The organism is Vibrio sp. QJM3NY_39, from assembly GCF_057785895.1.
This window is the reverse complement of the sequence record NZ_CM173505.1, coordinates 628,175-641,659: the sequence shown is the minus strand read 5'-3', so window position 1 is coordinate 641,659 and position 13,485 is coordinate 628,175. Positions and strand designations below refer to the sequence as shown.

At 44.8% G+C, this 13,485-nt stretch carries 11 protein-coding genes; 2 read left to right on the top strand and 9 right to left on the bottom strand.

All coding sequences use genetic code 11. The annotated features are described in order from the left end of the window. Nucleotides 1–133: 133 nt before the first annotated feature. Nucleotides 134–1,516 (bottom strand): DNA repair protein RadA, encoded by a 1,383-nt coding sequence (gene radA / locus AC3CHU_RS03070; RefSeq protein WP_004734470.1) that lies wholly within the window; start codon nt 1,514–1,516, stop codon nt 134–136. A 161-nt stretch (nt 1,517–1,677) separates the two neighbouring features. On the opposite strand from radA, the gene AC3CHU_RS03065 reads away from it, so the two are divergent. After that, complete coding sequence (locus AC3CHU_RS03065) at nt 1,678–4,026, top strand: PilZ domain-containing protein (protein WP_004734471.1); 2,349 nt, start codon at nt 1,678–1,680, stop codon at nt 4,024–4,026. A gap of 106 nt (nt 4,027–4,132) precedes the next feature. Here the strand turns inward: AC3CHU_RS03065 and serB are convergent, their stop codons facing one another. Continuing rightward, nucleotides 4,133–5,113, bottom strand: coding sequence for a phosphoserine phosphatase (gene serB, locus AC3CHU_RS03060; RefSeq protein ID WP_004734472.1), 981 nt, complete (start codon nt 5,111–5,113; stop codon nt 4,133–4,135). Between the two features lie 109 nt (nt 5,114–5,222). On the opposite strand from serB, the gene AC3CHU_RS03055 reads away from it, so the two are divergent. After that, nucleotides 5,223–5,834 carry a YtjB family periplasmic protein gene (locus AC3CHU_RS03055; protein ID WP_017080011.1) on the top strand — a complete coding sequence of 204 codons (612 nt, stop codon included), beginning with the start codon at nt 5,223–5,225 and terminating at the stop codon, nt 5,832–5,834. Nucleotides 5,835–6,065: 231 nt separating this feature from the next. On the opposite strand, the gene deoD is transcribed toward AC3CHU_RS03055, so the two are convergent. The 7 genes from deoD to AC3CHU_RS03020 form a co-directional block, all read right to left on the bottom strand. Further along, nucleotides 6,066–6,785, bottom strand: a complete 720-nt coding sequence (gene deoD, locus AC3CHU_RS03050) for a purine-nucleoside phosphorylase (RefSeq protein ID WP_004734474.1) — start codon at nt 6,783–6,785, stop codon at nt 6,066–6,068. A 64-nt stretch (nt 6,786–6,849) separates the two neighbouring features. Continuing rightward, nucleotides 6,850–8,070 (bottom strand): phosphopentomutase, encoded by a 1,221-nt coding sequence (locus AC3CHU_RS03045; protein WP_488525048.1) that lies wholly within the window; start codon nt 8,068–8,070, stop codon nt 6,850–6,852. 76 nt (nt 8,071–8,146) lie between these two features. After that, nucleotides 8,147–9,475, bottom strand: a complete 1,329-nt coding sequence (gene deoA, locus AC3CHU_RS03040; protein ID WP_488525047.1) for a thymidine phosphorylase — start codon at nt 9,473–9,475, stop codon at nt 8,147–8,149. A 223-nt stretch (nt 9,476–9,698) separates the two neighbouring features. Further along, nucleotides 9,699–10,475: a deoxyribose-phosphate aldolase gene (deoC, locus tag AC3CHU_RS03035; protein ID WP_017080007.1), complete on the bottom strand. Its 777-nt coding sequence runs from the start codon at nt 10,473–10,475 to the stop codon at nt 9,699–9,701. 523 nt (nt 10,476–10,998) lie between these two features. Then, nucleotides 10,999–12,261: a NupC/NupG family nucleoside CNT transporter gene (locus AC3CHU_RS03030; RefSeq protein WP_004734478.1), complete on the bottom strand. Its 1,263-nt coding sequence runs from the start codon at nt 12,259–12,261 to the stop codon at nt 10,999–11,001. 204 nt (nt 12,262–12,465) lie between these two features. Beyond that, a complete protein-coding gene (locus AC3CHU_RS03025; protein WP_488525046.1) occupies nt 12,466–13,296 on the bottom strand; it encodes a TatD family hydrolase in 831 nt (276 codons plus the stop codon). Continuing rightward, on the bottom strand, nt 13,277–13,432 hold the full coding sequence (locus tag AC3CHU_RS03020) for a DUF5363 family protein (RefSeq protein ID WP_171329090.1): 156 nt from the start codon (nt 13,430–13,432) through the stop codon (nt 13,277–13,279). Before AC3CHU_RS03020 ends, AC3CHU_RS03025 begins: the two co-directional genes overlap by 20 nt. Nucleotides 13,433–13,485 lie beyond the last annotated feature (53 nt).

Genomic DNA, 13,485 nt, shown 5'->3' with positions numbered 1-13,485 from the left:
TTTCTAACATATAGAAAAAGGCAATCTGTAGAAACAATCTAAATGATTGTTAAGTTTAGTGCTAACTTAAAGCGAAAATAGCGTTTAAGTTAGACTGAATTTCTGCTGTATAGAGTAGCTGAAGTGAGCTCAATTACAACTCATCAAAAGCATTAATTGCTTCTGATAATTTTTTCACACCGTGGATCTGCATTCCTGGAATGCCCCCTTTTGGCATGTTAGCCGCCGGAACAATCGCTCTCTTAAAGCCATGTTTAAATGCCTCATTTAAGCGCTCTTGCCCGCTCGGTACAGGTCGAATCTCACCCGCTAGGCCTACTTCGCCAAAAACCACCACATCTTTTGGTAATGCGCGATCTCTGAAACTAGAAAGTAGTGCCATCACCAACGCGAGATCGGCACTGGTTTCGGTTACTTTAACACCACCGACGACATTCACAAACACATCTTGGTCAGCCATTTGTAAGCCGCCATGTTTATGCAGCACGGCTAATAACAGTGAAAGCCTATTTTGTTCTAGACCAACAGCAACACGACGTGGATTAGCGAGCTGGGAATAGTCCACCAGCGCTTGGATTTCAACGAGAAGTGGACGAGTACCTTCCCACACAACCATGACCGAACTGCCCGAGGTTTCTTCTTCACCGCGAGACAAGAAAATAGCCGATGGGTTGCTGACTTCTTTTAGGCCTTGGCCTGTCATTGCAAATACACCCAACTCATTGACCGCACCAAAACGGTTCTTGTGACTGCGCAGCGTTCTAAAGCGGCTATCAGTTCCGCCATCCAACAACACAGAGCAATCAATAATGTGTTCCAGTACTTTTGGCCCCGCTAATGTGCCGTCTTTAGTTACGTGTCCCACTAAGAACACCGCAACGTTGTTTTGTTTCGCATAGCGCGTTAATGCCGTTGCCGATTCGCGCACCTGCGCCACACTACCTGGCGATGACTGAACATCAGCGACATGCATAACTTGGATTGAGTCGATAACCATGATTTTAGGTTGCTCTTTTTCGGCAACCTGACAGATCTTATCAACATTGGTTTCAGAGAGCATTTTGAGATGTTCTTTCGGTAAACCGAGTCGAGAAGCTCGCATCGCGACTTGTTGCAGTGATTCTTCACCAGTGACATAAAGTGTTGGCAACTGAGAAGAGAGCTGACACATGGTCTGCAATAACAGCGTTGATTTACCGGCACCAGGGTTACCACCAATCAGAATTGCAGCGCCAGGTACGACACCACCACCGAGCACGCGGTCGAGTTCTTTGAAACCACTGCTAAAGCGAGGGACTTCTTGCAGGTTAATTTCCGATAATGTCTGAACGCTCGATTCTGTTGCCCCACCCGCGTAACCACCACTGAGTCGTTCATTACGCGCAACTTGAGGTGAAGCCGCTAACCTAACTTCGGTAATCGTGTTCCAAGCACCACATGCATTGCATTGCCCCTGCCAACGTGGAAAGTCAGCACCACAGTCATTACACACATAAGCTCGTTTTGCCTTAGCCATAAAACCTCAATAATTTACTCAGTTACACAATGATGTTGTCAATTTGTGACTTATTTGACCGTACGGGTGAAAATAAAAGTTGCAGTCATACCAGTTATACTTAAAGATCGATTTAAACTAGTCGATAACATAAACGTACCGTCCATTCTAACAAGAAAAGTATGCAGCAATCTGAAATTCTATCTGTAGCAGAGCGACTCATCCCAGCCTACCACGCTGAGGATTTCGACTTCCTTCTTTCTCAAATGACAGAAGGTGAATCCCCGTCTCTGAAATTGCTCGTTAAAATGGAACTGAATCGTATCATGGCTCCGTGCACAAAGAGCATTGATTTACGCGGACGTATTGACACTGAATGTCGTCAATTTACGTTAGATGGTCGTAAACACTGGCTTGATGATATTGCTTTGAACGCCTATCAACGTGGTACTAAAAAGTTTAAAGGCTATACAGAGGGCGCGTGGGAGTTAGTGATGACTCCGCGAACTCAGCCACTTCGTAATATCGTTAAAACCTCGTCTCAGCATAATCAAGATCTCACTAACGCTAATAGCCCGTATGAAGCGGAAGCCATTAACCTCGGTTATGACTTAAAGCGTCAAGAAAACAGACTCAAGATTAGCTCACAGGTTGAGATCACCACATCTAAAGGCCAAAGCCTACACGGTGTGACGGTTGATATTTCCCCGTCGGGTGCAAAATTCAAGGTACCGAGCGCCTTTAAGTACAACCTCGGTGAGATCATCAGCGTTAAGTTCACAGAGCTTATCGAAAAGTCGCAAGAAAACGATGTTTACCAAGCGGTCGAATTCCGCGTTCTGGGCATTGATGAGTCTTACGAGAATAACGCCGTCAAATTTTTAAGAACCATCAAGGTAAGCAATAACAATATTGTAGCCCGCTTGCTTGATGAATCTTTGAATAGCTCAAGCAAGAAAACCAGCCATGAGAATCAAGATAGAATCATTCGAACTCGTACTCGAGGTATCGAACACACCTATCTCAAGCACACCTGTAATCTTCCTCTTTTCTTTAGCGGCAGTGAACTAAAGCTAGCCCTACTGACGGATAACAACCATCCGCTGTGGCAATACTGGCACGATGAGCGAAACCAACAAGCACTGGGCACCCTGTTCAACGAACAACGAATGAACTTGCTGGCTAAACCTGGCGTAAAGGGAACCAGTAACGTTATTTACTCGTTTACTCATGAGCATCAAGACAAGACCTTGTTCTACTCAATGATGCTCCCTGAAGCCTCTCGTGAGCAAAGACAGTTGTTCTGGCACATCGGTGGTAAACGTAAAAGCTGGAAGGCGTTCAAGTTCTCGGTGTTCGAACTTTCAGACACCGAGCGACAAGCCTTAGCCAAGCACTCGGATACATTAGCTCAAAGCTCAGCACAACTGACGCATTGTGGGATTTTGCAAGAGATTGGCGATCACGAAAGTGCAGCTGACTATCTATTGAGTGAAAAACCGCGCATTCCAAGCAGTGAACTGAACCGCTTCCGTCACCCGCGTTCTGTAGTGGGAAATATTCAAAGTATCTACTTCGACTCTCAAACTCGTCGCAAAGAACCGAGGTATCAATTTAAGTCACCGTTACAACTCACCTCACAAGATGGCGCTGCGGCTAACGGACACACCTTAGATATATCAAAACGTGGACTCAGCATTGCTCTTGAGCATCCGATGGTACTCAAGATTAATGACCCAGTATTAGTAAACTTCAATGAACTGCAGCTCTACGACAAAAACCTGCCATTAAGCACCGTGCCTTACCACGTGATTCGAGTCAGCCCGAATGGTCGCAACGTGCAGTTGGTTATCGCCGAGAACACGAAGACAATGCGTACTATCGCCTTTCTCAATGGGCTTATCGATCAAAACCAAAGCAAGTTGATTAAGAAGAAAGAGATACTGCCAACACACTCTCTGCTCGAGTCTCTACACAACATTTTGCTGAGCAAGATGGTCAGCAACCCAATATTCATCGATAAACCAGGCTCAACACTGCGTTGTAAGATCATTGGCGTAAACTTTCCGCTGAATAAACACTTAGCACTGCTCGCTAAACTTGGCCACAACCAAAAGTTCTCACTCGAACCTATTTTCAAAGGCCACTCTAACTCACTGTTGGCGGAACCACTGAAAAGAATTGAAGGTGCTGAGCCTAAACACCATGATGTCTATATTGCTGCGGTTAAGTTTGGCGACAAGATCCAATCCGTACACACGAAGTTGGTCAAAGACTTCGCCTCGGCAAAGGAACGCATCTTATTCATCAAGAAAGCTCAGCATTTAGGTGACGTGTATGTACTACGAGTCACTACTGCACCTATTTTTAATCCGCTAACGAGTTTATTCCAGTCTGATTTAGAAGAGCTCTCACGCATCAGCATGCACCAAGCTAAGAAGCTAGAAAATGAGGTCACGGCTTTTATTGGTTATGGTGAGATAGAAGATATTACCGATGAAGTATTGATTCGATTGGAGCTGACACGCTAACTCAGTTCATCCATATTCCAGAGACACAAATAGAAAAAGCAGGCTCATCGCCTGCTTTTTTGTGTCCGTTGTAAATGCGCTTTTGTTTAGCGTTTGACGAATATGACTAAGGCTTCGCTTGCCAGCTGATTTTTTGCTGCTTAGCTAGTACACCCGACAAGATGCAAAGTACCCCGCCTAAACCGGCATAACGCACAGCGGTTTGAGCTTGTTGCTCTACTTTTGGTTTCGCATGGTAGGCGATGCCTAAACCTGCAGAACCCATCATAACCAAGTCATTAGCACCATCACCAACGGCAACAGTGTTATGCAGTTCCAATTCGTACTCTTCAGCCAACTCTACCAAGATATCCGCTTTAGTCTGCGCCGAAACAACATCGCCTAAGACTTCACCCGTCAATTTACCATTAATGATTTCAAGCGTGTTTGACTGAGCGTGGTCAAGATCAAGCGTATCTTTCAGATAGTCAGAGAAGTAAGTAAAGCCACCTGAAGCAATTGCCGTCTTCCAACCAAGCTTATTCAGCGTATTCACTAGCTCAACCAAGTCTGGCATGAATGGCAATGATTGACGCACTTGCTCCAAAATAGATTCATCCGCACCTTTCAGTGCGCCTACTCGTTGACGTAGGCTCTGTTCAAAGTCGAGCTCACCTTGCATTGCTCGCTCGGTGATTTCAGAGACTAATTCCCCCACTCCAGCTAGCTTTGCAATCTCATCGATACATTCAATTTGAATCGCTGTGGAATCCATATCCATTACAATCAAACCTGGCTTAGATAGGTCTGGGACCTCGCTAAGGCAAGCATAATCAAGCTTTAAGGCCTGTAGGATTTCTTCGTGTGCTGGTGTTAGGTTGCCTGACATCAAAGCCACTTCATAATGCCCTACCTTCCACGTATCAAGAATGGTGTTGTAAGTGCCTGTGAAAAAATCGATGTCATCGAATGATTGTGGTGATAGATACTCACCGAATACAATCCAGTTGGCTTTGGCTTTAGCGAGTTGAGAAGCAAAACGAGTCTCGGGGAGTCGAGTTAATAATGTTGTATGCCTTTTTATCGGCAGATATTTCTGAGCGTCCATGTGTATGATTCCTAATTAACTATGCTAAACGTTAACCTATTGCAATTTGAAAACGCAAGTCTCAATATGTCTTAATCATAACATTTGTTTATTTCAGGCTTCGTGAAACATGAATGAATCATTGTTCTCAATACGTAACGCTTTACGAATGCTAGCCCTCATTTTGCTGGCTACTATGTTCGTTGTAACGATTAAAAATACAGTCGTGATCAGTAAAGGTAACGAGAAGATCCAAGCAAAACAGCTAGAAACGCTGACTAAGTTGCTTATCTCTCAGGCATCACTTTCTGCCAGTAAAGCGATCACACAACAAGACCAGGAGCGACTGCTGGACCTCACCAATCAGCTGTCTCAGGATCGCTTGGTATTCGATACCACGATATACGATGCAGAGGGGATTCGACTGGCTTCGAGTGAAAAAGCACTCTCAGTACGCGAAGTTCTAGGCTTAGATACGCCACTTTCAACAGCAAGTATCGGCAGACAGCAATTAGTTGAACCTATCTACTCTCCAGAGAAAGCGATCATTGGATTCATTCGTGTGACCTTTGAAACGGGTAAGATGACGGCGATTTCTGATCACCATTATCGTAAAAGTGATCGCTACATGATCGGCATGGTGTTGATGGGGTTTGTCAGTGGCGTGCTGTTTGTCATGCTCATTCGTAGAAGAAAAACCAAGTCTGGTGAGAACTTGCTGCTTAAGAATGCAAACTCATAAGCTTTGTCATAGGGTCTTGGAATCACGAAATAAAAACCTCGGATTAGGCAAGGTGAATTATTTCGATTGAAATCACATAGCCTTCAGAATCCAAGAAATAGCGCTCAGTAATACATCATTACCAATAAAAAGCCCCGACGCTCAGGCAGCGACGGGGCTTTTTGTTATCTGTTAATTTGGCTAGCTATATTTATTCGAGAGCTAGAAACAACTTAAACCACAAAGTAACTCTTACTCTTGATCACCAAGCAGCACAGAGTCTAGTGCGATAACCATCATGTCGTTGAAGGTCGTTTGACGCTCATCTGATGTGGTTTGCTCACCAGTTTTGATGTGATCAGAAACAGTACAAATAGTCAGAGCTTTTGCGCCGTATTCAGCACACACACCATAGATACCTGCCGCTTCCATCTCGACGCCAACAATGCCGTATTTGTCCATCACTTCGAACATCTCTGGATCTGGCGTGTAGAACAACTCTGCCGAGAACAGGTTACCCACTTTTACGTCTACACCACGCGCTTTTGCTGCATCTTCTGCCGCACGCACCATTTTGTAATCCGCAATAGCCGCGAAGTCATGACCTTTAAAGCGAATACGGTTCACTTTTGAGTCAGTACACGCGCCCATGCCAATCACCACATCACGCACTTTGATATCTTCACTCACTGCACCACAACTGCCGACACGAATGATCTTTTTTACACCAAAGTCTTTGATCAGCTCAGTCGCGTAAATAGAACAAGATGGAATGCCCATACCGTGCCCCATAACCGAAACCTTACGACCTTTGTAAGTACCCGTGTAACCGAACATATTACGAACATCACATACTTGAACCACTTCTTCTAAGAAGGTTTCAGCGATGTATTTAGCGCGTAGCGGATCGCCTGGCATTAGAACTACGTCAGCGAAATCACCCATTTCAGCATTAATATGTGGAGTAGCCATTGAAAATATCCTTAATCTCAAAACAAAAAAGAAGAGAAAGGTTTCCCTCTCTCTTCGTTAACTATTATAGAAAGCTTGTACCGTGTCCCATTGGCGACGTACCAAAGTATGACGCTAAGCTTTGACCGATATCAGCGAAGGTATCACGACGGCCTAGAGAGCCTGCTGGAACCTTGTTACCGTAAACAATCACAGGGATATGTTCACGAGTATGGTCTGAACCCGGCCATGTTGGATCACAACCGTGGTCTGCAGTTAGGATAAGCACGTCATCTTCTTTCATCATATCGATGATTTCATTGATGCGGCCATCGAAGTACTCAAGCGCAGCTGCGTAACCTGCAACATCACGACGGTGGCCGTATGCTGAGTCGAAATCAACGAAGTTAGTGAACACGATAGTGTTGTCGCCCGCTTCAGTGATCGCTTCTTTGGTTGCTTCAAATAGCGCTGGAATACCTGTTGCTTTGGTTTTCTGAGTGATACCACAACCTGCGTAGATATCAGAGATCTTACCGATTGAGTGAACGTTGCCGCCCTTCTCATCAACCAGTTTCTGAAGTACCGTCGCCGCTGGCGGCTCAACAGAAAGATCGCGACGGTTACCAGTACGTTCGAATTGACCTTTACCCGCACCAATAAACGGACGAGCGATAACACGACCAATGTTGTAGTCAGCGAGTTCTTCACGAGCAATCTGACAAAGGTCTAATAGGTTTTGTAGGCCGAATGTCTCTTCATGACATGCGATCTGGAAAACAGAGTCTGCAGAAGTGTAGAAGATTGGCAGGCCAGTCTTCATGTGTTCTTCACCTAGATTGTCTAGGATTTCTGTACCCGATGAGTGGCAGTTACCTAAGAAGTCAGATAGACCAGCACGCTCAAGGATGCGATCAGTCAGTTCTTTTGGAAAGCTGTTCTCTTTGTCGGTGAAGTAGCCCCAGTCAAACAATACCGGTACACCTGCGATTTCCCAGTGACCTGATGGCGTGTCTTTACCAGAAGACAGCTCAGCAGCATGACCGTAAGCGCCAATGAGCTCAGCGTCTGCGTCCATACCTGGAGCAAAGCGACCTGTAGACTCTTTGTGAGCCATAGCTAAACCAAGCTTAGACAGGTTTGGCAGCGTTAGTGGACCTTTACGATCCGCGTTGTCTGCAAGGCCTTGATCACAATGGTCAGCAATGTGACCCATTGTATCCGAACCTACATCGCCGAATGTGTCAGCATCCGCTGTTTCACCGATACCGAATGAATCTAAAACTAAAATAAATGCTCTTTTCATTTTCTTCACCAACTTATTGCTCTTTGCACCAGAACTCTGTTTATCGGTATACACGAGGTATACCGATACCTGTTATTTACACGTCTTCAGAACGAATCTGACGGTAAACGTCTGGCGTTGCTGTATATTCTCCGCCCACAGTGATTGCATTTTGTAATGCCGTCGCAGCTTCTTGCCACTGTTGTTCATTGCGAGCATGAATTATTGCTAATGGTTTATCGTCACTTGCTACTTCGCCAAGGCGAATGAAGCTATCAAAACCGACTGCGTAATCAATGCTGTCTGTTGCTACGCGGCGACCACCGCCCATACCAACTACAGCCATACCAATTGCACGCGTATCCATCGCTGATACTACACCGCTTTCGAGTGCGTACACTGGTTTAACAATTTCTGCTTTTTCTAGGTAGTTATCGTAGTTCGTTACGAAATCTGCAGGACCACCAAGGCCCGCTACCATCTTACCGAAGCACTCTGCTGCTTTACCGTTATCCAGTACTGCCATCAGTTTTTCACGCGCTTCATCTGAATCTTTTGCTAGGTTACCCAGCACCAACATTTCCGCACACGACGCTAGCGTTATTTCCAACAAACGTGGATTACGGTATTCGCCTGTTAGGAACTGAACCGCTTCACGGACTTCAACTGCGTTACCCGCTGAAGAAGCCAGAACTTGGTTCATGTCCGTTAGGATTGCTGTTGTTTTAGTGCCTGCACCGTTTGCTACTGCAACGATAGATTTTGCTAACTCTTCAGATGCTTCATACGTTGGCATGAATGCGCCTGAACCGACTTTTACGTCCATTACTAGAGAATCAAGACCAGCGGCCAGTTTCTTAGATAGGATTGAAGCGGTGATCAGTGAGATGTTGTCTACTGTTGCTGTGATATCACGAGTCGCATAAACACGCTTGTCAGCAGGTGCTAGGTCACCGGTTTGACCGATGATAGCCACGCCAGCTTCTTTGGTTACGGCACCAAACACATCGTTGGTTGGTGTAATGTTGTAACCAGGGATAGATTCTAGCTTGTCTAGCGTACCGCCAGTGTGGCCTAAACCGCGACCAGAGATCATTGGAACGAAACCGCCACATGCTGCCACCATAGGGCCAAGCATCAGAGAGGTTACGTCGCCAACACCACCAGTAGAGTGTTTATCAACGATTGGGCCATCAAAGTTCATGTGGCTCCAGTCAATCACCATGCCTGAATCACGCATTGCACATGTTAGTGCGATACGTTCTGGCATCGTCATTTCATTAAAAAAGATAGCCATTGCGAATGCAGCAATTTGGCCTTCAGAAACCGTGTTTTTAGCGACACCTTGGATGAAGAAGTTAATTTCTTCTGTGGTCAGTACTTCGTTATCACGTTTTCTGCGAATAATTTCTTGAGGTAGATACATTAGTGCCTCCCAAACTCTGAGCGAGTATGGTTGTAGGATAAAGAGGTAATATGGAGTGACTTAACGCCACTCCATCAAACAGACTTGTTATTATCAATACTCTAAATATTTGGCGTTGCAGCTAGGCGACCAGTGAGTTCATTCCTATGAGCATAGAAGCTCTATGTGATTAGGATGAACTTACGCAGTCAACAACGCTGCGGCGTCAAATATGACGAGTAAATTAGTATGCTGCTGGATCAGCAGTTTCGTCTGTCACTTCTAATGTATTAAGAAGGTTAGTCAGTAGGCTTGAAGCACCAAAACGGTAGTGCATGTTGTCTGCCCACTCAGCGCCTAGTAGCTCATCAGCCATTGCTAGGTAAGCTTGAGCATCTTCAGCTGTACGTACGCCACCAGCTGGTTTGAAACCAACAGTTTTAGCCACGCCCATGTCACGAATAACTTCAAGCATCATGCGCGCGAACTCAGGAGTCGCGTTTACTGGCACTTTACCTGTTGAAGTTTTGATGAAGTCTGCACCCGCTTCGATACAGATCTGAGAAGCTTTCTTGATAAGTGCTTCTTCTTTTAGCTCACCAGTTTCGATGATCACTTTAAGCGTGATGTCACCACAAGCGGCTTTACATTGCTTAACTAGCTCAAAGCCAACTTCTTCGTTGCCAGCAATAAGAGCACGGTATGGGAATACTACGTCAACTTCGTCTGCGCCGTACGCTACCGCTGCTTTCGTTTCTGCAACAGCAATTTCGATGTCGTCATTACCATGAGGGAAGTTAGTTACAGTCGCGATGCGTACTTCTGGAGTACCTTGCTCACGCAACGCCTTCTTAGCGGCTGGGATGAAGCGAGGGTAAATACAGATTGCAGCGGTGTTGCCAACTGCAGTCTTCGCGTCATGACAAAGCGCCACTACTTTTTCAGTAGTATCGTCATCATTTAGCGTCGTTAGGTCCATAAGTTTAAGTGCACGTAGAGCTGCTGCTTTTAAATCGCTCATTTCTATCTCCGATCAATATATTCAAATAGTTAACTACTTCGCCACCCATCCAGTATAGATGGATATTTTAGTAATGTTCAGTAGTCACAAATGAACGGACTTGGTTCCCTGAAGACTTGATAACTTTCGCTATCAATTGCAATCCTTGTCACCGCACAGTACCAGTTTGGTCTATGGCACAACAAATCAGTCATGTTGTGTCTAACATCTATAGCGTATCGCTAAGTTTGGCTTAATCCCAGAAGAATAACCTTTAGATAAACCCAAGCAGTTATTTTCTTGCCAACAAGAGACATCCTGTCCCTTAAGCTTATACATTATAGGTATCCATCAATAAATTGTAGTGCTCCTTAGAACGCAAACGGTTTGTATCTCAAAAAAACATTCTAGACCCATTTTCGACTCCAAGCATTCACTCATGCTAATGCTCAAAATCACTAGGCCCAAAAACAAAAAAGCCCCGCAGCAATTTCTTGCTACGGGGCGATATTATTATGGCGTCTATATATCGATTTCTAACTGATTAGAAAGACAGGAAGAAGCCAGCAATTGTTGCTGCCATCAAGTTAGATAGAGTACCAGCTACAACCGCTTTAACACCCATACGTGCGATGTCGTGACGACGGTTTGGAGCAATACCACCTAGACCACCTAGAAGAATCGCAATTGAAGAAAGGTTTGCGAAACCACATAGAGCGAACGAGATAATTGCTTGAGTCTTAACAGACATTACTTGACCAGTCGCTTCAACGATTTGAGCGTTGTCACCGATGTATGGTACGAAGTTTAGGTATGCAACGAATTCGTTAACAACTGTCTTCTGACCAATGAAAGAACCAGCAATAGTTGCTTCTTCCCATGGAACACCAATGATGAATGCTAACGGTGCGAAGATCCAACCTAGAAGAAGTTCTAGAGTTAGGTTTTCCATACCGAACCAACCACCGATGCCACCTAGGATACCGTTGATAAGAGCGATTAGACCGATGAATGCTAGTAGCATTGCACCAACGTTAAGTGCTAGTTGTAGACCAACTGACGCACCGCCAGCAGCTGCATCGATAACGTTAGCAGGCTTGTCGTCGCCACCGTCGATGTCTGAACCTAGGTTCTCATCAACTTCATCAGTTTCAGGCTTGATGATTTTAGCGAATAGTAGACCACCAGGTGCTGCCATGAATGACGCTGCTACAAGGTACTCTAGAGGAACACCCATAGATGCGTAACCCGCTAGTACACCACCAGCAACAGATGCTAAACCACCACACATTACTGCGAATAGTTCAGAGTTAGTCATTTTAGGAACAAATGGACGAACTACTAGAGGTGCTTCTGTTTGACCAACGAAAATGTTTGCTGCTGCAGACATTGACTCAGCGCGAGAAGTACCTAGAGCTTTCTGAAGACCACCACCAAGAACCTTGATTACAACTTGCATCGCACCAATGTAGTAAAGTACAGAGATAAGAGCAGAGAAGAAGATTAGTGTTGGTAGAACTTGGAATGCAAAGATGAAACCGATACCGTCAACTGAGAAGTTAACAAGGCTACCAAATAGGAAGCCAGTACCATCTTTACCGTAGTCGATCACGTTTGCTACACCAGCAGAGAAACCTGCAAGTAGATCACGACCCCAAGGGATGTAAAGTACGAATGCACCAAGTGCGAATTGGATAGCGAAAGCGCCACCCACTGTTCTGATATTAATTGCTTTGCGGTTGTCGGATAGTAGTACTGCGATTGCAATCAGTGCAACCATTCCGACGAGGCTCATAAACAGGCTCATAGTTTATGACTTCCTTATTAGTTATTTATTGGCGTGTTACAAAATGGGGCTATAAAGCGGAGGCAATTATACTCATGCGACCACTAATAAAGTAATGCCGTCCTCACACTTTCGTACAAGATTCATGTACCATTCACACGCAAATGTGAACCAAATCACAAGCTCAGTGCAATTTACGCAAACGATAAACAAAAACCTTCGATTTTATTCACATATACCGAATGCACGATGGCTATTTTGCCAAATTTGCGTTGCAATCGATTGCTTTGGCTCTTTTCTAAGCAAAAAAAGTTCATTTAAGATCGTAACTAAATGTTTGGAATGATTAACATTTCCTTGGTTTCCATACATGGGCATATCCGGTGCATCCGTTTCTAATACCAGGCATTCAAGAGGCAGTTTTGCGATGGTTGTGCGTGTTTTTTGTGCTCTGGGGTAAGTAATCGTTCCACCGACACCAATATAGAAACCGAGCTTGATCCACGCCAAAGCTTGCTGTTCACTCCCTGAAAAACCGTGAATCACCCCACCAAAAGTGAACTTGTGCTGCTTTAATAGTTCGATGAGTCGGTTATAAGACTTCCTCTCATGGATGATCAAAGGCAGCTCAAATGCCTTCGCAAGCTCCATTTGTTGGATGAAAAAGCGTTCTTGTTTCTCCCGCTCGACATCGACAAAAAAGTCGAGACCACACTCTCCTATCGCAACGCATTGACTGTTTTTTGATGAGAGTAATTGGCGAAGCTCTGAGAATTGCTCGCCATTGGCTTGCTCTAAAAAGTAAGGGTGGAAACCTAAGGCGTAGTAAACATTAGGGTAAGATTGAGCAATTTTATCGAGCTTCGACCAGTTACTTTGGCCAATAGAAGGAATAAGAATCTTCTCGACTTGAGCTTGTTTCGCTTCTTTAAGATAGCTATCAATACTTTGATCAGGTGTAGCTCCCTGATCAATTACAATATTTTGCTCAAACGCCTCAAAATCCGCATGGCAATGAGTATCAAACAGCGGAAAATTACTTATTTTCTGTGTCATCTTCCCTACTCTCTGTTTGTTTCCCTTGGGGATCACGACGATAAGCAACACAACTGCGCTTGTTCTCAGGCGTTAAGCCAAGCTCTTCACACCATTTATCGTATTTCTTAATCCAAGCTTTTATCCAACTGAACATCATTGCCTCTAACCTCAGCCTCTAAGCCTTAAAAAACGCCTATTGCAGAACAA

Excerpts from the sequence above, each read along its gene's own strand:
- radA (WP_004734470.1), bottom strand. The coding sequence starts at position 1,516 with ATGGCTAAGGCAAAACGAGCTTATGTGTGTAATGACTGTGGTGCTGAC.
- AC3CHU_RS03065 (WP_004734471.1), top strand. The coding sequence starts at position 1,678 with ATGCAGCAATCTGAAATTCTATCTGTAGCAGAGCGACTCATCCCAGCC.
- serB (WP_004734472.1), bottom strand. The coding sequence starts at position 5,113 with ATGGACGCTCAGAAATATCTGCCGATAAAAAGGCATACAACATTATTA.
- AC3CHU_RS03055 (WP_017080011.1), top strand. The coding sequence starts at position 5,223 with ATGAATGAATCATTGTTCTCAATACGTAACGCTTTACGAATGCTAGCC.
- deoD (WP_004734474.1), bottom strand. The coding sequence starts at position 6,785 with ATGGCTACTCCACATATTAATGCTGAAATGGGTGATTTCGCTGACGTA.
- AC3CHU_RS03045 (WP_488525048.1), bottom strand. The coding sequence starts at position 8,070 with ATGAAAAGAGCATTTATTTTAGTTTTAGATTCATTCGGTATCGGTGAA.
- deoA (WP_488525047.1), bottom strand. The coding sequence starts at position 9,475 with ATGTATCTACCTCAAGAAATTATTCGCAGAAAACGTGATAACGAAGTA.
- deoC (WP_017080007.1), bottom strand. The coding sequence starts at position 10,475 with ATGAGCGATTTAAAAGCAGCAGCTCTACGTGCACTTAAACTTATGGAC.
- AC3CHU_RS03030 (WP_004734478.1), bottom strand. The coding sequence starts at position 12,261 with ATGAGCCTGTTTATGAGCCTCGTCGGAATGGTTGCACTGATTGCAATC.
- AC3CHU_RS03025 (WP_488525046.1), bottom strand. The coding sequence starts at position 13,296 with ATGACACAGAAAATAAGTAATTTTCCGCTGTTTGATACTCATTGCCAT.
- AC3CHU_RS03020 (WP_171329090.1), bottom strand. The coding sequence starts at position 13,432 with ATGTTCAGTTGGATAAAAGCTTGGATTAAGAAATACGATAAATGGTGT.